An 18,857-nucleotide genomic window follows, 5' to 3' on the forward strand; every position below is an offset into this window, starting at 1 on the left:
CGGCCCGGCGCCCTCTGCCACTTGGCGGCGGGGGCCGGGCCGTCGGTCGTGCGGTGTCAGGTGTGGGTCTCGCCGGCGAAGTGGCACGCCGCCGCGTGGTCGCCGCCCTCGTGGGCCCGTAGCCCGGGTACCTCGGTGGCGCAGACGTCGGCCGCGATCGGGCAGCGGGTGCGGAACCGGCATCCCGACGGCGGTGCCGCCGGTGACGGCACCTCGCCGGTCAGCGTGGCCTCGCTCGTGCCGCCCGGACGGTCGTGGATCGACGGGGCGGCCGACAGCAACGCCCGGGTGTAGGGGTGCCGGGGGTTCTGGAAGACCTGCTCGGCGGTGCCGTGCTCGACGATGGTGCCCAGATACATCACGGCCACCTCGTCGGCGATGTGGCGCACGACGTCGAGGTCGTGGGAGATGAACAGGTAGGCGATCCCCAGCTCCTCCTGCAAGTCCATCAGGAGGTTGAGGACCTGCGCCCGTACCGACACGTCGAGGGCGGAGACCGCCTCGTCGCACACGATCAGCTTCGGCCGCAGGGCCAGTGCACGCGCGATGCTCACCCGCTGGCACTGTCCGCCGGACAGCTCGTGCAACCGGCGTCCGGCGTGGGAGGAGTCCAGGTCGACCAGGGAGAGCAGGCGGTCGACCTCGGCCGCGTGCTCGCCGGCGGGGAGCACGCCCCGGTGCACGTGCCAGCCCTCGGCGATGACGTCGGCGACGCGCATCCGCGGGTTCAGGGACGTGTAGGGGTCCTGGAAGACCATCTGCAGGTCGCGGGCGACCCGGTGCCGCTCGCGCCGCCCCGCCGAGGACAGGTCGACGTCCCCGAAGGAGATCGACCCGGCGAACGGGTCCAGCAGGCCGACGACCGACCGGGCCAGGGTCGACTTGCCGCATCCGGACTCGCCCACCACGCACAGGGTCCGGCCGGCATGGACCGTCAGGTCGACGCCGGCGACCGCGTCGACGCGACGCCGGCCGAACCCGGAGTGGCCGCGTGTGCTGTATCCGGCGCGCAGCCCGCGGATCCGCAGGAGTGCGGTGCCGGCCTCGGGAACGCTTGCCTGTGCGGTGTTCACGAACGCGCCTCCGGCTCGGTGCCGAGAATCAGGGCACTGTGATGACATGCAGCGATATGACGGCTCCCGTCGGACCCGGTGACGGGAACCGCCTCGGGGTCGTCGGTCCGGCACACCTCGGTGGCGAAACGGCAGCGTGGCGCGAAGGCGCAACCCGCCGGCAGGCGGCCGGGGGCCGGGGGCTGACCGGCGATGGGAACGAGCCGGCCCGGGCGGCCGGGGTCGGGCATCGCGTCGAGCAGCCCGCGCGTGTAGGGGTGCGCCGGGCTGGTGTAGACCTCATCCAGCGTTCCGGCCTCGACGATCCGCCCGGCGTACATCACCGCCACGTGCTGGGCCACGCGGGCGACCACCCCCAGATCGTGCGAGACGAGCAGCATCGCCATCCGCGCCTCGGCCTGCCGGGCCGTGAGCAGGCGCAGAATCTGTGCCTGCACCGTCACGTCGAGGGCCGTGGTGGGCTCGTCCGCCAGCAGCACCTCCGGTTCCAGGGCCAGCGCCATGGCGATCATCGCGCGCTGGCGCATCCCGCCGGAGAACTCGTGCGGGTAGGCGTGGTACCTGTGTTCGGCGTCGGGGATTCCGACCGTCCGCATGAGCTCGATCGCGCGGGCCCGCGCGGTCCGGTGTGAGGCGCCCTGGTGGCGCCGGAACGTCTCGGCCACCTGCCACCCGACCGTGAAGGACGGGTTCAGGGCGGCCATCGGGTCCTGGAAGACCATCGCGATCTTCGGGCCCCGGAGCCGTCTCCACCGCGCGTCGGTGAAGCCGGCCGTGTCCTGCCCGTCGATCTCGACCGAGCCGGCGCTGACGCGCGCGCCGCCGGGCAGCAGGCCCATGAGGGCGAGTGTCGTCAGCGACTTTCCGCTGCCGGACTCCCCGACCAGGGCGGTGACCCGGCCCGGCACGAGGTCGAGTTCGACGCCGCGGACGACCGGGCGTTCTCTCCCCGGGGCGCCGAAGCCGATGTGGACTCCGCGCAGCCGCGCGACCGGGGTCGGGCCGGTGGTCCCGGCGACCTCCTCGATGGTGGAAGGCATCGGTCGCTCCTCTCGTTCAGATCTGGGACCGGGGGTCGGACAGGTCACGGAACCCGTCGCCGACCACGCCGACCGCGGTGACGACGAGCGCGAGGGCGGCGGCCGGCACGGTGGAGATCCACCACGCCGACCCCAGGTAGTCCCGTCCGATCGAGACCGTCGCGCCCCAGGAGGCCGTGTCGACCGGTACGCCGAGGCCGAGGAAGCTCAGCGACGCCTCGGCGACCATCACCAGGCCGACCTGGACCGTCGCCGCGACGAGCAGCGGCTGCCAGCAGGACGGCAGCACGTGCCGGACGAGGATGCGGATGTGCCCGCAGCCCAGGACCCGGGCGGAGTCGACGTGCTCCAGCCGTCGCGTCGACATGGCGGACGCGCGGACGACGCGTGCGAAGATGACCCAGCGGGTGATCGCCAGTGTGATGACGATGTTGGTGATGCTCGGGCCGAGGACTCCGGCGAGCAGGATCGCCAGCAGGATCGAGGGGAAGGCGAGCTGCACGTCGCCGACGCGCGAGGCGATGGTGTCCAGCGGGCCGCCGAAGTATCCGGAGACCAGTCCGACGACGAGACCGACGGCACCCCCGACGACGACGGTCGCGCCGGCGACCAGCAGTGTGATCCGGGCCCCGGCGAGCAGGTCGGCGAGCAGATCACGTCCGACCTGGTCGGTGCCGAGCCAGGCGATCGATCCCCCGGCGGTGCGGCTGCCGGGCGCGAGGAGCCGGTCGGAGAGATGCGTCGCCACCGGGTCGTACGGCCGCAGCAGCGGACCCAGGAGCGCGGCGAGGACGAACACCGCCAGCACCCCGATGCCGACCCACACTCGTACGGGCACGCGCCGCCGGCCGCTCCCGGTGCGTGCGTCCGCGGCCACTCCTTCGGCCGGCACTGTGATGGCGCTCATGCGTTCTCCGGGGTGAGGCGCGGGTCGAGGGCGAAGTAGACGACGTCCACGAGCAGGTTCAAGACGATGTAGGCCAGCGTCATCGTGAGGACCGCGGCCTCGACGACCGCGTAGTCGCGGTTCGTGATCGCGTCCACCATCAGCGACCCGATGCCGGGCCAGGAGAAGACGACCTCGATGATGACCGCGTTGGCGATGAAGTTGCCCATCAGGAGGCCGAGCACGGTGACGACCGGGACCGCGATGTTCCGGCCCACGTGCACGTACTGGACCAGGCCCTCCGGCACGCCCTTGGCGCGGGCCGTACGCACGTAGTCCTTCGCGCCCTCTTCCAGCGCGCCGTTGCGCACCAGGCGGGCGAGCCAGCCGATGAACGGCAGCGCGAGGGTGAAGCCGGGCAGCAGCACCCCGGCGAACGACCCGTCCGCGGTCGCGGGCAGCCAGCCGAGCTCGCGGGCGAACAGCAGGACCAAGACGATGCCGAGCCAGAAGGACGGAACGGCCTGCCCGACCAGCGACCCGGTGGACACCAGCAGGTCGAGCACCTTCCCGGGCCGGCGCGCGCACAGCATCCCGAGCGGAAAGCCGATCACGATGGTCAGCACGAGGGCGACCAGGGACAGGGTGAGGGTGGCGGGGAAGCGTTCGAGCGTGTCGCCGAGCGCGGAGCCGCCGAGGCGCCACGAGTCACCGAGGTCGCCGTGCAGGACTCCGGCGAGATGATCCACGTACTGCCGCCAGAGCGGATGATCGAGGCCGAAGTCCGTCCGTACGTGCTTGAGCTGGTCGGCCGAGGCGTCCGGGCCGAGAATGAGTTTCGCGGGGTCCCCGGGCACGACGCGGACGATGATGAAGACCAGCGTCAGCGCTCCCCAGGCGACCACCACGGCCTGCCCGAGCCGCTTCGCGACGAACACTCCCATCAGCGCTCACCTCCGGCGGTCCGGGGCACGGACGCCCGCACGATGAGCTCGGGCGGCAGCAGCGTGTGCGCCGGACCGGCCCCGGCGCCGTCGGATCCCCCGGCGGTCTCGACGTGTTCGAGCAGCCGGTCGATGCCGGCCCGCCCCACCTCGGGCGCCGGCAGCCGCACCGTGGTCAGCGCGGGGTCGAGGTAGGCCGAGAAGGGATGGTCGCCGTGCCCGATGACGCCGATGTCCGCGCCGACCCGCAGGCCCTGCTCGGCGAAGGCGCGGCACAGGCCCAGCGCGTGGTAGTCATTGCCCGCCAGCACGACCGCCCCGGGTCCGGCCCGGCGGGCGAGGCCGGCGCCGAGCTCGTACGCGGGGCCGGGGTCGAACGGCACCGACACGGAGACGTCTTCCGGCGAGTCCACGCGGACGACGACGTCATCGGGGGCGTCCAGCCCGTGGACCGCGAGCGTGTCGCGGAATCCGCGGATGCGCTCGGCGACCGGTGAGATGTCCAGGTCCTCCTCGACCAGGTACAGCTCGGTGGCGCCGGTGCTCAGCGCGTGCTCGGTCGCCGCGGCGGCGCCGGCGTAGTAGTCGACGCCGACGAGGTCGACGTCGAGCCCGGGCAGGTCGCGGTTGAGCAGGACGAGGGGGACGCCGGACTTGCGGAGGCGTTCCCAGTGCTCGGCGCCGTGCTGGACCGGGATCGCCAGCACTCCGTCGACGCCCCACCGCATCAGTTCCTCGGCGGCGCGACGTTCGTTGTCGACCGAGTCCTCGGTGACCATCAGCATGAGCGAGTACCCGCGGGTACGCCCGCGCTCCTCGATCGCGGAGATGAGGCGGGCGTAGAAGGGGTTGGACGGGTTCGTGATGACCAGCCCCAGGGTCATCGCGTTCTGCAGAACGAGAGAGCGGGCCATCGTGTTGGGCACGTAGCCGAGGCGCTCGGCCTCGGCCTTGACACGCCTCCGCGTCTCCACGCCGACCGCGTCCTTGTCGGCGAGCGCCCGTGAGACGGTGTTGACCGACAGGTCGAGCGACGTGGCGATGTCACGCAGCGTCGTACGGCGTCGTGGGCTCATCGGATCCTCCGGCACGGTGTCATCGGCGTCCCACCGCCGCGAGGTCGGGCTGGTTGTTCGGGGCGGGGGTGAAGCCGGTGAGCCGGCTCGAGCGCCCGTACCCGGTGACGAGGGTGAGCGGGAACAGTCCGACGGCGTCGGACCAGATGATCTTGCACGCCTCACCGTAGAGGGCGTCGCGGTCCGATCCGGAGGGCGCCGCCGCGGCGCGTGCGAGGATCTTGTCGAGGGCCGGGTTCTGGTAGCCCATCCGGTCGGCCTTGGACGTGTACAGGCGGCCGACGGTGAACGCGGCGTCCCCCGTGGTCACGGTGTTCGTCTGGAGGTTCATGTCCCAGTCGAGGCTGTTCAGGCGTTCGAGCCACTGGGCCTTCTCGATGCTCTGCGGGCGGACCGTGACCCCGATCTCGGCCCACGAGGAGATCATCGCCTCGGCGAGCTCGCGGGCGAGCGGACCGGTGGCGTCGAACCACATCATCGAGGTGGTGAAGCCGCGGCCGAGCCCGGCCGCGGCGAGCAGGCGTCTCGCGGCGGCCGGGTCGTAGGACCAGGGCTCCTGCGCGGCGTACCCGGCGACCGTCGACGGGATCGGCGCCCGCATCCGCTGACCCCCGCGGCCGAAGAGCCTGTCCACGATCTGCGGCAGGTCGACGGCCTGGCACAGGGCCCGGCGGACGTTCGGGTCGGTGAACGGCTTCCGCGAGCAGTTGAACCAGTTGAGGTAGTACGTCCACGAGGGGACGGGCTCGACAGTGACGCCGCCCACGCCGGTGACCTCGGGCAACTGGTCCGGGGGGATCGGCCACAGCAGGTCGATGTCCCCGTTGCGGAGCGCGGTGATCGCCGATGACGTCTCGGCGATGTAGGGCATCGAGATCCCGGGCAGGTCGGCCCGGCCGCCCCAGTGGTCATCGAAGCGCGCCAGCTCGACCGAGGTCGACGGCGTGAACCCGGTGACGCGGAACGGCCCCGACCCGATCGGACGACGCTTCTGCTCCGGATCGGCGACCCGGGCGGCCGGGACGACGAAGAGCAGGGTGAGGTTGACCGGGAGCGAGCCGAGCGGGCCGTCGGTGGTGAAGACCACCGTGTGGTCGTCGCGGGCTTCGGCCCTGGTGACCGAGGCCCACAGCGGCGTCTGCGCGGAGGCGACCGCCCGCGTGCGCTTCAGGCAGGCCGCGACGTCGGCCGCGGTGACGGGAGTCCCGTCGTGGAACCGGGCGCCGCGGCGCAGCGTGAACACCCACGTGGTGTCGTTCGTACGTTCCCAGCCGCTCGCCAGCCCCGGGACCAGCCGGTCGCCCTGACGCCGGACGAGGGTGTCGAACACCAGGCGCTTGACGATCAGTGACGCCTCGTCGACCGCCGTCGCGGCGTTGTAGGGATCCAGGTCGGTGACCGGCTGGCCGAACGCGGCGCGCAGCGCGCCCTTGGGAGCGCCCCCGCCACCGCCGCCGAAGCCGCAGCCGGCCAGGAACAGGCCCGCGGATCCGAGCCCGGCCATGGCGAGGAAGTCCCGTCGCCCGAAGTGCGTGCCGCCGGTGTCCGGCCTGCCTGTCGTTGTCATGCCGCCGCCGCCCCGGTCATGCCTTCAACGCCAGGTAGATGAGGACCTTGATCCCCGCCGCCTCGTCCGGCGAGCGGCCCGGTCCCTCGTCGGCGACGGTGCCGCGCAGCCTGAGCCAGCCGCCGAAGTCGGCCGCCGGCCAGCTGTGCAGGGGACCGTCGGCGGGCGAGACGGTCTGGTCGATCCCGTCCAGGTCGCACCAGTGCAGGCCGTCCGGGGAGATCTGGGTGCGCGCGATGAGGCGCGGTGAGCGCCCGGTGGCGCCGAGCACGCGGACGAACCAGCGGGCCTCGCCGGCCCAGGCGACCTCGTACGGCTCGGTGGTGAACTCGCCGGTCAGCGTCGTGTTGCGCTCGATGACGGCGGTGAGCGACTGTCGCATTCTCATCGGGCTCTCCTCACCAGTCCACCGAGATCAGTACCGAGTCGAGATAGAGGAAGTTCCGGACCTCGGTGTGCGTGCGGACGGAGACGTAGAAGTTGAGCAGGTTCTGCAGCGACCCGTAGTGCTCGTCGTACGGCGGCACCGGAACGTCGGACATGTCATGGACGACGTCATTGACCTGGAGCTCGACGTTCTTGCGGGTGCTGGTGTCGATCACCCAGCGCAGATAGTGCCAGTTGACCTTGGTCGGGACCTCGTTGAAGCACATCTCCTGCGGCTCGCCGAACGGCTTCCAGTCCTCGGGGTTCGGGGCGGTGAAGTCCGCGGTCCGGCCGAGCCTGACCTTGCCTTCGAAGTGCTCGCGCGGCGTCGGCTCGGGGACGGTGGGATACACCCACTGGTGCCGCACCTGATGGTCCAGGTCGGTGTTCAGGTAGCGCGCAACGGTGTGGTAGCGGACACCGTCGCAGATGTCGGTCGCGACGGTGAACGCGCCGAACTGCTGTTCCGACGGGTGGTTGTTCGCGTCCCACCGTCCGCCGCCGGCCGCCGCGGCGGCGCCGTTCTCGGCCGAGGCCGCCTCGGCCTTGTACGCCAGGTACGTCTCGAACTGGACCTTTCCGCGGCCCGCCATGGTGAGCCTGCGGATCGCGACCGCGGTGTGCCCGGCGACCGGCCGGGTGGCGACCTTCAGCGCGTACGTGCCCGACATGGCGCCGTGGGTACCGACGTCGAAGAAGTCGCAGGAGCTGAGCTGCGGCGGCCGGAAGTCGGACATGTGCTCATCGACGGTGTCGAGGTCGCCGTGCTCATCGTGGTTGCCGATCAGTTCGACCCACCCGTGTGCGCCGTCGTTGAAGTCGTCGTGCACGAGGATCCGGCGCAGGGGGTTGAACTTGGCCAGCTTCGGGTCGAGCAGGCGTGGATCGACGTGCGGGGTGGTCGTCAACGGGACGTTCCCTTCAGGCGGACGTTCGCGTAGGAGAGGTTGTGGTCGGAACGGAGCAGCTCCGCCGGCGCTCCGGACGTCTCGGTCGTCTGCGGAATCAGCACCCAGTCGCGGACCGGGGTGCCCTTCCGGACGAAGATGTGGTCGATCTTCTCCCCGGCCGGAAGCGGGATCTTCCCGCCGTTGAAGGAGGCGTACTCGTCACCGGTGCGATGGGCGGCGACGGCGTGGGCGTCGGCGAAGCCCACGTCGGAGAAGGCGTCGACCGCGCTCGCGCCGTCCGCGGTCGAACCGGAGTTCATGTCCCCGGCGAACACGATCGGCAGGTCCCTGGTCCGGGGGTTGTGCAGGGTGAGCTCCTCGGCGGTCCGGCGCGCGTCGCCGTACCGGACCTGGTCCCAGTTCTTGGTCCAGCCGTTGGGGTCGGTCGCGCCGTTCTTGCGGTACTCCAGATGCATGTCGACCACGACGAAGCGGACGCCGGTCGCGCGATCGCGCAGGACGTTCCAGGTCATGGTCTTGCCGTAGATCTCGGTCGAGTCGGGCAGCCAGAACAGGTCGTGGGGCAGCTCGCGCCCGTGCTCGTCGAGATGGGAGTAGCGCGAGGCGTCGTAGTAGGTGAACCGGCCGGCGCCGGACTCGAGCGGGTAGCCGTACCAGGGGTGCCGGGCATCGGCGTAGTCCGCGGGCGCCTGGGCGTACCCGTGCCGGGCGAGCGCCGCCGTCAGCGGGGCGCGGAAGGACTCGACGTCGACGCCGGCCTGCGTCGGCGTCGGATTGTTGCCGATCTCCTGGGTCGCGACGACGCCCAGCCCGGCCGCGTCGACGTCCTCGGCCACCGCCGCGGCCCGGCTGTCGGCCCACGGCTTGAGCTTGGTCGCGCAGTCACGGCCGATGACCCGCTCGCACTCCTCCTTGGTCGGCAGACAGCCCTGGCCGCAGACGTTGTAGCTGCCCACCCGGACATCGATGGCTCGTGCCCGGCCGTTCCCGGCGGCCGTGGCCGCGGAGGCGTTCCCGAGCATCAGGAGGGTCACGGCAAGGGGAACCGCGACCTTCGTCCACCTGCGGGAGAGCCGTTCGTCTCGCATCGCGCGTCCTCACATTAACGTTCACGTGATCGTTGAGGTGTTACGGTACGCCCGATTTCAGGGATGTCAATGGTGCGTTACGCGGAAATTTCGCAGGCCGTGGCGTTCTCGGCTGGAGAGCGTTCTTCGGCCATCAGCGCGGGTAGGGCGTACAACGACGCCTCGGGGGGATCCGATGGTCTCTGTTGATCGCTCGCTGATCAGTGTCCTCATCCGCGATCATCGCCGCATCATGGACCTGATCATGCGGCTGCCGACGACCCACGGGCCGGACCGCCGCCGGCTCGTCGATCGGATGAGCGGCGAGCTGATCCTTCATGCCGTCGCCGAAGACCTGTATCTCTATCCGACGGTCCATTCGACCGTGCCCCGATGGGCCATCGACGTGGCGATGGAGACCGGTGCCCACACCCGGATCGAACACCTGCTGGCCGAGATCTCCAGTACCGACGCGGCCGACGCCACGTTCGGCACGCTGGTCACCCGGCTGATATGCGAGGTCGAGCGCGAGACCATGCACGAGGAACTGAGCGTGTTCCCCTGGCTGAGCCACCACAGCGACCGGCGGACGCTGGTCGAGCTGGGCGACAAGATCATCGCCTTCAAGAAGGCCGCGGTGGTCGAGAAGACCCCCGGCCACGGGCTCCTCATCCGGTATCACGGCGTGGTGCTGGACCGATGGGAGCCGCCGGGCCAGGGCGCGTCCTGACCCGTACGCCACCCGGCGGAGCGACCCCGCGCGAGCCCGCCTGAGGCAGGACCGGACGTGGAGCGCTCCGCCGGGAGACGGCGCGACCTCAGAGCCTGAGCGTGGCCAGGTAGTGGTGCATGTTCGCCGCCCGGGAGTCGGTCAGCGGGTTGCTCTGGTCGTCGTTCTCGATGATGAACTCCCGCATGCCGAGCCGGGTCGCCCCGCGCAGGATCGTCCGGTAGTCGACGATGCCGGTGCCGAGGTCGGCGAGGCTGCCGTCCGGGTGCAGGTCCTTGACGTGGGCCAGGAGCATCCGTCCCCTGTTCGCGGCGATGAGGTCGAGGTTGTCGTGGGCGCTGAGGCCGGCGGCGCTCGACCAGCCCATGTCGAGTTCCATGTGGAGCAGATGGGGGTCGGAGCTGTCGAGCAGGATCTGGTAGAACGTCCGCCCGTCCGGGCCGTGGCCCTGGAACTCGCCGGTGTGGTTGTGGTAGCCGAGCTTCATCCCGGCGGCGCGGATCTTCTCCCCCGCCCGGTTGAAGGCGGGGCCGGCCTGGGCGAAGCCGTCGGCGGTGTCGGGCACGCCGCCCGGGCACACGATGTACTTCTGGCCGAGGATCCTCGCCATCTCGATGAGCTGGCTCAGCCGGGTCTCGTCGGTGAACTCGCTGAAGTTGTGGTGGCTGGAGATCGCCACCAGGTGGTACTTGTCGAGCATCGCGCGGATCGCCGGAGCGTGGGCCGGGTCGGTGGCGCCCGGCAGCCCCGCGAACTCCACCTTGCGGTAGCCGGCTCTGGACAGGGCGCGCAGGACGGCCTCCGGCTGGGCCATGAACGCGTCGCGTACGGAGTAGAGCTGAAGACCGATCTTGTCGTTCGGGATGTGCCTGCCATGGCCCCGGGAACCGGCCGTGTCGGCGAAGGCGCTCGGCGCCAGCCCGCCCGCCGCGCCGATCGCGGTGACGCCCGCCGCGGTGGCGGCCACCCCTCTGAGGAACCTTCGCCGGTCGAATGTCACACGCTCGTTACCACACATGGGCAACCGCTCCTTCGGATCTCGCTTACCGCCTTGCTCGCCTGGCTTCGGGGCACTACGACCCGCGCTTGACGACCCGGAACTTCGCCGTGCCGACGTCGGAGGTGTTTCCGGCCTTGTCCGTGGCGCGGAACCGCACCGTGTGCGCCCCGGGCTGGCCGACCGCGAACGGCTTGGTGTAGGCCGTGAACGGCTGACCGTCGAGCGCGTACTCCACCGAGGCGACCCCGGAGTCGGCGTCGCTCGCCGAGATCGTCACCGTGGCCGAGCCGACGTAGTTCCAGGCCCAGTCCTGATCGCCGGTGGCCTGCGCCGACACCTGGGGCGGGGTGGTGTCCCCACTCGGCGGCGCGGCCACCGTGAACGACACCGAACCCTCCGGCGAGACGTTCCCCGCCTTGTCCGTCGCCCGGTACTTCACCGTGTGCGCACCAGCGTCATTCACCGACACCGGAGCCGAGTACACGGCATACGAAGCCCCATCCAACGCGTACTCCACCGAGGCCACCCCGGACTCGGTGTCACTCGCCGACACCGTCACCGTCGCCGACCCCACATAATTCCGCGTCCTTGTCCCCCGACACCGACGCCGACACCTCCGGCGGGGTCGTGTCCTCCCCCGACGGCGCGGCGATCGTGAACGACACCGAGCCCGCGGGCGAGGTGTTCCCGGCCTTGTCCGTGGCCCGGAACTGGAGCGTGTGGGCACCCGGCTGGTCGACCACGACGGGGTCCGTGTACGCCGCGAACGGCTGGTCGTCCAGCGCGTACTCCACCGTGGCCACTCCGGACCCGGTGTCACTGGCCACGACCGTGACGGTGGCCGGGCCGGCGTAGGTGCCGTCCGGGTTCTTCTCGCCCGACACGGTCGCCGACACCTGGGGCGGGGTGGTGTCCCCGCTCGGCGGCGGAGCCACCGTGAACGACACCGAGCCTTCCGGCGAGACGTTCCCCGCCTTGTCCGTCGCCCGGTACTTCACCGTGTGCGCACCGGCCTCATTCACCGACACCGGAGCCGAGTACACGGCATACGAAGCCCCATCCAGCGCGTACTCCACCGAGGCCACCCCGGACTCGGTGTCACTCGCCGACACCGTCACCGTCGCCGACCCCACATAATTCCCGTCCGCGTCCTTGTCCCCCGACACCGACGCCGACACCTCCGGCGGGGTGGTGTCCGTGCCACCGCCGCCGGTGACCACCAGTTCGCCGCTCATCTCGTGGCCCGGCATGGCGCAGTAGTAGCGGTACTTGCCGGGGGTGAGGTTGGCCTGGACCTCGTGATGTCCGCCCTCGGCGTCGTACGGGCTGGAGATGATGTTGACGTTGACGTCGTGGTTGTAGCCGGGGGTGGAGACGTCGAAGGTCAGAGTGTGCGTCATCCCGGTCGTGTTGCCGCTGGCCGTGCTGTTGTCGAAGACGATCGTCGTGGTCCCGGCGGTCGCCGTGGACGGCGCGGACTTGTACGCGGTCATGCTGTCGTCGGCGGTCCAGGTGAGCACCTGTTCGGCCGCCGCATGGAGCTTGTGGTCGCCGGCGCCCGCCGCCACCGCACTCGGCGACAGCCACAGCACCGACATCGCCATACTGAGGATCACCACGGCCACCGCGGTAAGGGCACCGGGCGCCCTCCGCACGGCCGACCGGGTGAGAAGGGGTCTGAAGTTCATCTGTCGCTCTGCCTCTCACGCTCGGCGAGGTGGGTCGCCGGAGCGGTGCCGGACGCGGGGCGATGGCCCCGCCGTCCGGCACCGGCCGGCCGCTAGAGCTGCCGCACCCGCACGTTGCGGAACTCGGTCAGGTCGTTGTCGCTGTGGTTCTGCAGCCCGATGAACCCGCTGATGAACTGGCGCAGGTCCGTGGGCGGGTCCCCGTCCCGGGTCGACTGCTTGCCCGGGGTGTTGTCGAACTCGTTGATCACCACACCGTTGCGGATGATCGTGTAGTGCTGGCCGACCACCCGGACTTCGTAGTCGTTCCACTTGCCCTTCGGGGTCGTCCGCGCCTGGCTCAGGTCATTGGCCTTGAAGTTGTAGACCGAGCCCGTCTTCTGCGGTTCTCCCGTGTCGCCGTCGTAGATCTGGATCTCCTGGCCGCAGTAGATCGCGACCCACGCGGCGGACGTGCGGGCCGAGCCGACGGTGCCGCAGCTCCCGGTCGGGCGCTGGTCCAGCGGGGTCCTGATGTCGGGGAACCGGACGAAGACTCCGCTGTTCGCGCGGTACCCGTCGGGCGCGACGTCGCGGAACTGCAGTCGCACCGAGAAGTCGGCGTACGCCTTCTTGGAGTACCACAGCATGCCCAGGCCGCCGGAGCTGCGGATCGTGCCGTCGCCCTGCAGCCTGAACTGACCGGACGGGGCCTGTGACCATCCGCCGAGGGACTGCGCCGTCCCGTCGAAGATGGGCTCGTACCCGTTCGTCTTGCCGATCGGCGACTGCGCACCCGCCTTCTTCAGCGTCTGCGCCTCGGCGAGTGTGAGGACTCCTTCCCGCTGGAACTGGTTCGCCAGGTTGTTCAGGTAGCTGACGAACTGAGCGTGGTTCGGCCAGGTACGCTCGTCGTCGATCATGTCGTTGACCGTGCAGCCGCCCCCGACGGAGCGGTTGGCCACGCCCGTGTCGGTGTCCAGCAGCCGAACCGTCTTCCGGGCGTCGGGCGCGGAGCAGCCGACCGTCACCTTGATCTTCCCGGTGGTCGTCTCGCCGTCCGCGTAGGTGACCTTCAGCGTTGCGTGGTAGGTGCCGAAGTTGAGGTACGTGTGCGTGGGGTCGGCCGCGTGAGACGGCTTGCTGCCGTCACCGAAGTCCCAGGTCCACGACACACCGCCGGCCTTCCGGCTGGAGAACGCGATCGTGTTCGGCGTGCTCTGCTGGACCGCCCGCGTCGTGGCCTCACTCGGGTTCGGCGTCGCCGCCCCACCGTGGTAGCTGATGCGGATCAGCTTCTGGTTCGGGTCGAGGCTGAAGAAGCCGCCCGCGTAGTCGAGCATGTAGAGCGCGCCGTCCGGACCGAACTTGGCGTCCATCCAGGACTGGAGCTGGTTGTCGCCGCCTCCGGGCTGGATGATGCTGCGGAGGTCCTCGGCGAAGGCCGGCGCGCCGTGCTTGGCGACGGTCTTCGGGTCGACGGTGACGGCGACGCGGTTCTGGGCGTTGGACTCATCCCCGATGAACCACTTGTTCTCCCAGTACGCCGGCCAGGCCACACCGCTGTTGGTGTCGACCTCGGAGCGGTGGTAGGTCGGGCCGTCCATGATGGCCTGGCCGCCGCCCTTGAGGTACGGCTCGGTGAAGATCTCGTCGCCCTGCTTGTACGTCGGCAGGCCGCTGCCGTCGGTGCGCTGCGGGTAGACCGGGCCACCGCCCTGCGGCGAGTACCAGATCATGTTGTCGCGCGCCGCCGGGATGTCGGTACGGCCGGTGTTGCGCGGCGACTGGTTCTTCAGGTGGGCGCAGTCGTACCAGCCGGCGGGCTGGCTGGCGTCGGTGTTGCTGCGGTCGCGGTAGGGCTGCCGGTTGCCCATGCAGTACGGCCAGCCCTGGTTGCCCGCGGAGTCGATGATGGTCGCGGTCTCGTACTTGGCCGGGCCCCAGGTCGGGTCCGGGACTCCGGCGTCCGGTCCGACCCATCCCGCGGTCAGCCAGTTGTTCTGCTTGTCCCAGGCGATCCGCGCGATGTTGCGAACGCCCATGACGTAGATCTCCGGGCGGGTCTGCGGCGTGCCCGGCTTGAACAGGTTGCCCTTGGGGATCGTGTACGTGCCGTCCGGCTCCGGGTGGATCCGGATGATCTTGCCGTTCAGGTCGTTGGTGTTACCGGCGGTGCGGCGGGCGTCCTGGAACGAGACCCCCTTGTAGTCCTGGGTCCAGTTGTTGCCGGAGTAGCCCGCCCCGGCGCCGCCGGAGGAGTTGTTGTCGCCGGAGCCGACGTACAGGTTGCCCTGATCGTCGAAGGCCATGCCGCCACCCGCGTGGCAGCAGCTGTGGATCTGGGTGGTCCAGTGCAGCAGGTCCTTGCGCGTCGACTGGTCGATCGTCTGGGTCGTCCCGTCGTAGGTGAACCGTGAGATCGTCCGCTGGCCGAGCTGCTTGTCGCGGTCGATCGACTCGTGCGGCATCCAGTAGGCGTAGATCCATCCGTTCTGCTCGAACTTCGGGTCGAGCGTGATGCCGACGAGGCCCTCTTCGTTCTTGACCAGTTCGTCGCCGCTGCCGCGGTTGCCCATCACCGGCAGTGTGGTGAGCAGCTTGACCTGCTTCGTCTTCGGGTCCCACTGGTGGATCGTGCCGCAGCCGAGGCCGACCTTGGGGTCGTTCCAGTCGACGATCGGGCCGGTCGGGCAGGCGGCCTTGCCGATGTAGAAGACCTTGCCGTCCGGGGCGATCGTCAGGCCGTGCGGCTCACCGATCTGGTCGAGCTCTCCGGTCTTGTTCTTCCCGGTCAGCCGCTCGATCGTGTAGTTCGACGCGATGGTCGCCTTGCAGTCGCCGCGGACCATGCCGGTCGTCCACTCGATCGCGCCGAGCAGGTGACTCTGGAACTTCTTGTCCGTCGTGTAGCTGTCCGCGGTACGGCCCATGCCCGTGTAGAAGGACCGGCCGCCGTCGTAGTCCCGGCACCAGGAGACCGGGTGGAACGCGCCGTTGCCGTTCGGGCCGGCGTCGTAGGTTCGCTCCTCGACCTGCGCGATCGTCTGCACCTTGCCCTGGGGGCTCGGGCTCCAGTTCATCCACTGGTCCGACCTCTTCCAGGTGAGGGGCAGGCCCTTGTTCGCCGGGTGCTGGCGGTCGGTGACGTCCACGGTCGCCTGCTGGACCTTGGCCTCCGGAGGAGGACCGGCGGTGGGGCCGAACAGCCGCAGCTCCGCCAGCTGGGTCAGCGGCTCGCCGCTGTTCGCGGTGACGTCCAGCCGGTAGTAGGCGTACTCCGTGGTGTTCTTGAAGGTGTACTCCTTGGTCTGGAGCCGCTGGTCGAAGCTCTCTCCGCTCCGCTTGTCCAGGTCGGTCCAGCTCTTACCGTCCTGCGAGCCCTGCAGCGTCCAGTCCTTCGGGTCACGCCCGGGGTAGTCATTCGCCGAGGTCAACGCGTAGTGGGCGACCGCGACCGGCTTCTCCGCCTTCGCCTGTACCCAGCCCGACTTCGCGTGGGCGAGCCACTTGGTGTCGTTCTTGCCGTCGAAGAGCTTGTCCTTGGTCTCGTTCGGCGGGTTCTCGTCGCTCGCCGAGATGTCGGTGACCTTCTCGGCGTTCGGCAGGCTGTCCGCGGGACGGGTGCCGATCAGCTCGGTGAACCAGGAGGAGTCGGCCTGCGCGCGGGCGGCGTCATGGATGCCGACGAAGCCGTTGCCCTGCTCGATGTAGGTCTGGAACGCCGCCTGCTGGTCGGCGCTCAGCGTCACGCCGTCGGCCGACAGGAACACCACGGCGCGGTAGTGCGCCAGCGTCCCGGCGCTGAAGACTCGCGGGTCGTCGAACTCGTCGACGGAGAAGTGGTTCTTCTTCCCCAGCTTCTCCATCGCCCCCGCCGCGCTCGCGACCGGGTCGTCTTGTTTGTCGGCCGGCCCGTGGAACACCAGCACGCGGACGTCCGATGCCGCGGCGTCGGTTTTGGCCTGCGCCTGTGCGGCGGGAAGAGCGGCCAGTCCCATCGTCAGCGCGACACTCGACACGACGGTCAGCACACGGCGCCAGGCGGATGGTCGGGGCGGGGGGAAAAGGTCTCTTCGACCCATCGTTGCTCCTTAGTCGGAGAGCTTCAACGGCACCTTGCGGAAGAGCCATGGGGTCATTCGCGGCGGTCGCCGCGCCTGCCGATGTCGGCACCTACGTGCGGAGTCGCGGATGGTCGACCGCTGCCGCCCGAGGGGGCTCTGCCGGGCCGGCAGCGGACGCGGGTGCCGACCGGGTACTGGTGGTGGCATGCGGCACTCCAGAACGGTCGGCGATGTGCACCGCGCACCGTGGCGCGGGGTCGTGAGCTTTGTCCGGATGCATCCGAACTCTGGGCGGAGCTTCCGGCTCTTTCGCTCCCACGTCAAGAAGTAGCGCCGCAAATGGCCGGACTTTGTCATCTGACTAGAAAAAGTCCCGCCTCGCGGTTACGGTGAGGCCGGTTTCGAGTGGTATGAGCCATTTTCTGCAGGTCCGAGACCCCGACTCCCCCGCACTCCACGTCGTCCAGGCCGACCTCCTCGTCGGCAGCACGGACAGCCGCAGGTCGCCTCACCCGATGGGGCGGCGCCATCGATTGGGGAACCATGACCGAGGTTGGCAGAGGTGCATCGCGAGGCGCGCTGTCCCGGCGGGCCTTCGCCACGGCCGCCGCGCTCACTCCGCTGGTCGTACCGGGCCAGTCGTCCGCCGCGACGGTGGCCAAGGCCGGCGACAAGCCGACCCCCATCCGCCGCATGACCCTGTACGCGGAGAAGCTGCCGAACGGCCAGATGGGCTACGGGCTGAAGCCCGGCAAGGCCACCATCCCCGGCCCGCTCATCGAGATGACCGAGGGCGAGACCCTCGAGATCACGATGGTCAACAACCTCGACGTGACCGCCAGCCTGCACGTGCACGGCGTGGACTACGACACGGCCAGCGACGGCACGAAGATGAACAACAGCGTGGTCGAACCGGGCGGCAGCCGCACCTACGTCTGGCGCACCCACGCCCCCGGTCGCCGTACCAGCGGCGTCATCGAGCACGGCAGCGCCGGCTACTGGCACTACCACGACCACACCGTGGGCACGGACCACGGCACGGGCGGCATCCGGGCGGGGCTGTACGGGCCGCTGGTCGTCCGGCGGAAGGGTGACGTACGGCCGCACAAGCAGTTCACCGTCGTCTTCAACGACATGACCATCAACAACCGCGCGGCCAACGACACGCCGCAGTTCGTCGCGAAGATCGGCGAGCGGGTGGAGTTCATCGTGATCACCCACGGGGACTTCTTCCACACGTTCCACGTCCACGGGCACCGGTGGGCCGACAACCGCACCGGCCTGCTGGAGAGCCCGACGGACCCGACTCGGATCATCGACACCAGGACCACCGGGCCGGGCGACTCGTTCGGCTTCCAGGTCGTCGCCGGTGACCGCGTCGGGACGGGGATGTGGATGTACCACTGCCACGTGCAGAGCCATGCCGACATGGGGATGGCCGGAATGTTCGTGGTGACCGACAAGGACGGCACCATGCCGGGCGATCCTCCAGGAGGCATGCGGCACTGACGCGCGTGACGCAGATGACCGCACGGCCGGAGAACGCGCATCAGGCGCGGCTGCTGCGCCTGCTCCGGGACGGGGGCGCACGGTCGCGGGCCGAACTCAGCGACGTCGTCGACCTCTCCCGGTCCAAGCTCTTCGTCGAACTCGACCGGCTCGTCACGTGCGGGCTGGTCGAGCAGGCGGGGCTGGCCGCGTCACGGGGCGGCCGGCGCTCGGGTGTCGTCCGGCTCTCGCAGCGGTTGCGGTTCGCCGGCATCGACATCGGCGCCACCTCGATCGACGTCGCGGTGACCAACGCGGAGCTGGAGATACTCGGCCACGTCGCCGCGCCCTGCGACGTGCGCGAGGGCCCGGACGTCGTCCTCGACCGGGCGCTCGCCATGGTGGAGAAGCTGCGCGGTGAGGGCCTGTTCGATGAGCTCCACGGCGTCGGAATCGGCGTGCCCGGCCCGGTCAGCTTCCGCGACGGGGTGCCGGTCGTGCCGCCGATCATGCCCGGCTGGGACCGGTTTCCGGTGCGCGAGGTGGTCGGTCAGCGGCTGGGCTGTCCGGTCCTGGTCGACAATGACGTCAACATCATGGCCCTCGGCGAACTGCACGCCGGGTCGGCCCGCTCGATCGACGACGTCCTGCTGGTCAAGATCGGCACCGGCGTCGGCTGCGGGATCCTCGTCGACGGCGAGATCTACCGCGGGATGTCCGGCAGCGCGGGCGACATCGGGCACGTACGGGTCGACGACAACGGACCGCTCTGCGTCTGCGGCAACACCGGATGTCTCGAGGCGTACTTCAGCGGCGCCGCGCTGGCCCGCGACGCGACGGCGGCGGCGCGCTCCGGCCGTTCGCCGTACCTGGCCGAACGCCTCGACCAGGGCGCCGCGCTCACCGCGGCCGCCG

16 protein-coding genes are annotated in these 18,857 nt (G+C 70.2%); 3 read left to right on the forward strand and 13 right to left on the reverse strand.

All coding sequences use genetic code 11. From position 1 onward, the window contains the following. Positions 1-56: 56 nt before the first annotated feature. The 9 genes from ACFFNX_RS29465 to ACFFNX_RS29505 are packed head-to-tail and all read right to left on the reverse strand — an operon-like array spanning position 57 to position 9,011. A complete protein-coding gene (locus ACFFNX_RS29465; protein ID WP_378209040.1) occupies positions 57-1,073 on the reverse strand; it encodes an ABC transporter ATP-binding protein in 1,017 nt (338 codons plus the stop codon). Then, positions 1,070-2,113, reverse strand: coding sequence for an ABC transporter ATP-binding protein (locus ACFFNX_RS29470; protein ID WP_378209042.1), 1,044 nt, complete (start codon positions 2,111-2,113; stop codon positions 1,070-1,072). The genes ACFFNX_RS29465 and ACFFNX_RS29470 overlap by 4 nt, the downstream gene beginning before the upstream one ends. A gap of 16 nt (positions 2,114-2,129) precedes the next feature. Beyond that, the gene (locus tag ACFFNX_RS29475; RefSeq protein WP_378209044.1) at positions 2,130-3,020 is read right to left on the reverse strand and encodes an ABC transporter permease; all 891 of its coding nucleotides are present in this window, start codon (positions 3,018-3,020) and stop codon (positions 2,130-2,132) included. Beyond that, complete coding sequence (locus ACFFNX_RS29480) at positions 3,017-3,943, reverse strand: ABC transporter permease (RefSeq protein ID WP_378209046.1); 927 nt, start codon at positions 3,941-3,943, stop codon at positions 3,017-3,019. Before ACFFNX_RS29480 ends, ACFFNX_RS29475 begins: the two co-directional genes overlap by 4 nt. Continuing rightward, positions 3,943-5,019, reverse strand: coding sequence for a LacI family DNA-binding transcriptional regulator (locus ACFFNX_RS29485; protein WP_378209048.1), 1,077 nt, complete (start codon positions 5,017-5,019; stop codon positions 3,943-3,945). The genes ACFFNX_RS29480 and ACFFNX_RS29485 overlap by 1 nt, the downstream gene beginning before the upstream one ends. 19 nt (positions 5,020-5,038) lie before the next feature. Next, on the reverse strand, positions 5,039-6,586 hold the full coding sequence (locus ACFFNX_RS29490; RefSeq protein WP_378209050.1) for an ABC transporter substrate-binding protein: 1,548 nt from the start codon (positions 6,584-6,586) through the stop codon (positions 5,039-5,041). 16 nt (positions 6,587-6,602) lie between these two features. Beyond that, a complete protein-coding gene (locus ACFFNX_RS29495; RefSeq protein WP_378209052.1) occupies positions 6,603-6,974 on the reverse strand; it encodes a hypothetical protein in 372 nt (123 codons plus the stop codon). A gap of 10 nt (positions 6,975-6,984) precedes the next feature. Then, positions 6,985-7,920, reverse strand: coding sequence for a DUF6772 family protein (locus tag ACFFNX_RS29500; RefSeq protein ID WP_378209054.1), 936 nt, complete (start codon positions 7,918-7,920; stop codon positions 6,985-6,987). After that, positions 7,917-9,011 carry an exonuclease/endonuclease/phosphatase family protein gene (locus ACFFNX_RS29505; protein WP_378209056.1) on the reverse strand — a complete coding sequence of 365 codons (1,095 nt, stop codon included), beginning with the start codon at positions 9,009-9,011 and terminating at the stop codon, positions 7,917-7,919. Before ACFFNX_RS29505 ends, ACFFNX_RS29500 begins: the two co-directional genes overlap by 4 nt. Positions 9,012-9,186: 175 nt before the next feature. Here ACFFNX_RS29505 and ACFFNX_RS29510 point away from each other — a divergent pair, with 175 nt between their 5' ends. Beyond that, positions 9,187-9,720, forward strand: coding sequence for a hemerythrin domain-containing protein (locus tag ACFFNX_RS29510; RefSeq protein ID WP_378209058.1), 534 nt, complete (start codon positions 9,187-9,189; stop codon positions 9,718-9,720). A gap of 88 nt (positions 9,721-9,808) precedes the next feature. Here ACFFNX_RS29510 and ACFFNX_RS29515 read toward each other — a convergent pair whose 3' ends face one another. The 4 genes from ACFFNX_RS29515 to ACFFNX_RS29530 form a co-directional block, all read right to left on the reverse strand. Then, positions 9,809-10,687 (reverse strand): sugar phosphate isomerase/epimerase family protein, encoded by an 879-nt coding sequence (locus ACFFNX_RS29515; RefSeq protein WP_378209059.1) that lies wholly within the window; start codon positions 10,685-10,687, stop codon positions 9,809-9,811. Between the two features lie 106 nt (positions 10,688-10,793). Beyond that, complete coding sequence (locus ACFFNX_RS29520; RefSeq protein ID WP_378209061.1) at positions 10,794-11,294, reverse strand: OmpL47-type beta-barrel domain-containing protein; 501 nt, start codon at positions 11,292-11,294, stop codon at positions 10,794-10,796. Next, on the reverse strand, positions 11,260-12,339 hold the full coding sequence (locus tag ACFFNX_RS29525; protein ID WP_378209063.1) for an OmpL47-type beta-barrel domain-containing protein: 1,080 nt from the start codon (positions 12,337-12,339) through the stop codon (positions 11,260-11,262). Before ACFFNX_RS29525 ends, ACFFNX_RS29520 begins: the two co-directional genes overlap by 35 nt. A gap of 161 nt (positions 12,340-12,500) precedes the next feature. After that, entirely contained in the window at positions 12,501-16,472 is a 3,972-nt protein-coding gene (locus tag ACFFNX_RS29530) for a ThuA domain-containing protein (RefSeq protein WP_378209065.1), read from the reverse strand. A 525-nt stretch (positions 16,473-16,997) separates the two neighbouring features. Here ACFFNX_RS29530 and ACFFNX_RS29535 point away from each other — a divergent pair. Both ACFFNX_RS29535 and ACFFNX_RS29540 read left to right on the forward strand, forming a co-directional pair. Continuing rightward, positions 16,998-17,963, forward strand: a complete 966-nt coding sequence (locus ACFFNX_RS29535) for a multicopper oxidase domain-containing protein (RefSeq protein WP_378209067.1) — start codon at positions 16,998-17,000, stop codon at positions 17,961-17,963. 14 nt (positions 17,964-17,977) lie between these two features. After that, a partial coding sequence (locus tag ACFFNX_RS29540; protein WP_378209069.1) for an ROK family transcriptional regulator occupies positions 17,978-18,857 on the forward strand: 880 nt, incomplete at its 3' end.

The sequence above is a fragment of the Actinoallomurus acaciae genome (assembly GCF_042429965.1).
Lineage (GTDB): Bacteria > Actinomycetota > Actinomycetes > Streptosporangiales > Streptosporangiaceae > Actinoallomurus > Actinoallomurus acaciae.

Excerpts from the sequence above, each read along its gene's own strand:
- ACFFNX_RS29510 (WP_378209058.1), top strand. The coding sequence starts at position 9,187 with ATGGTCTCTGTTGATCGCTCGCTGATCAGTGTCCTCATCCGCGATCAT.
- ACFFNX_RS29535 (WP_378209067.1), top strand. The coding sequence starts at position 16,998 with ATGACCGAGGTTGGCAGAGGTGCATCGCGAGGCGCGCTGTCCCGGCGG.
- ACFFNX_RS29490 (WP_378209050.1), bottom strand. The coding sequence starts at position 6,586 with ATGACAACGACAGGCAGGCCGGACACCGGCGGCACGCACTTCGGGCGA.
- ACFFNX_RS29495 (WP_378209052.1), bottom strand. The coding sequence starts at position 6,974 with ATGAGAATGCGACAGTCGCTCACCGCCGTCATCGAGCGCAACACGACG.
- ACFFNX_RS29530 (WP_378209065.1), bottom strand. The coding sequence starts at position 16,472 with ATGGGTCGAAGAGACCTTTTCCCCCCGCCCCGACCATCCGCCTGGCGC.
- ACFFNX_RS29485 (WP_378209048.1), bottom strand. The coding sequence starts at position 5,019 with ATGAGCCCACGACGCCGTACGACGCTGCGTGACATCGCCACGTCGCTC.
- ACFFNX_RS29470 (WP_378209042.1), bottom strand. The coding sequence starts at position 2,113 with ATGCCTTCCACCATCGAGGAGGTCGCCGGGACCACCGGCCCGACCCCG.
- ACFFNX_RS29505 (WP_378209056.1), bottom strand. The coding sequence starts at position 9,011 with ATGCGAGACGAACGGCTCTCCCGCAGGTGGACGAAGGTCGCGGTTCCC.
- ACFFNX_RS29475 (WP_378209044.1), bottom strand. The coding sequence starts at position 3,020 with ATGAGCGCCATCACAGTGCCGGCCGAAGGAGTGGCCGCGGACGCACGC.
- ACFFNX_RS29480 (WP_378209046.1), bottom strand. The coding sequence starts at position 3,943 with ATGGGAGTGTTCGTCGCGAAGCGGCTCGGGCAGGCCGTGGTGGTCGCC.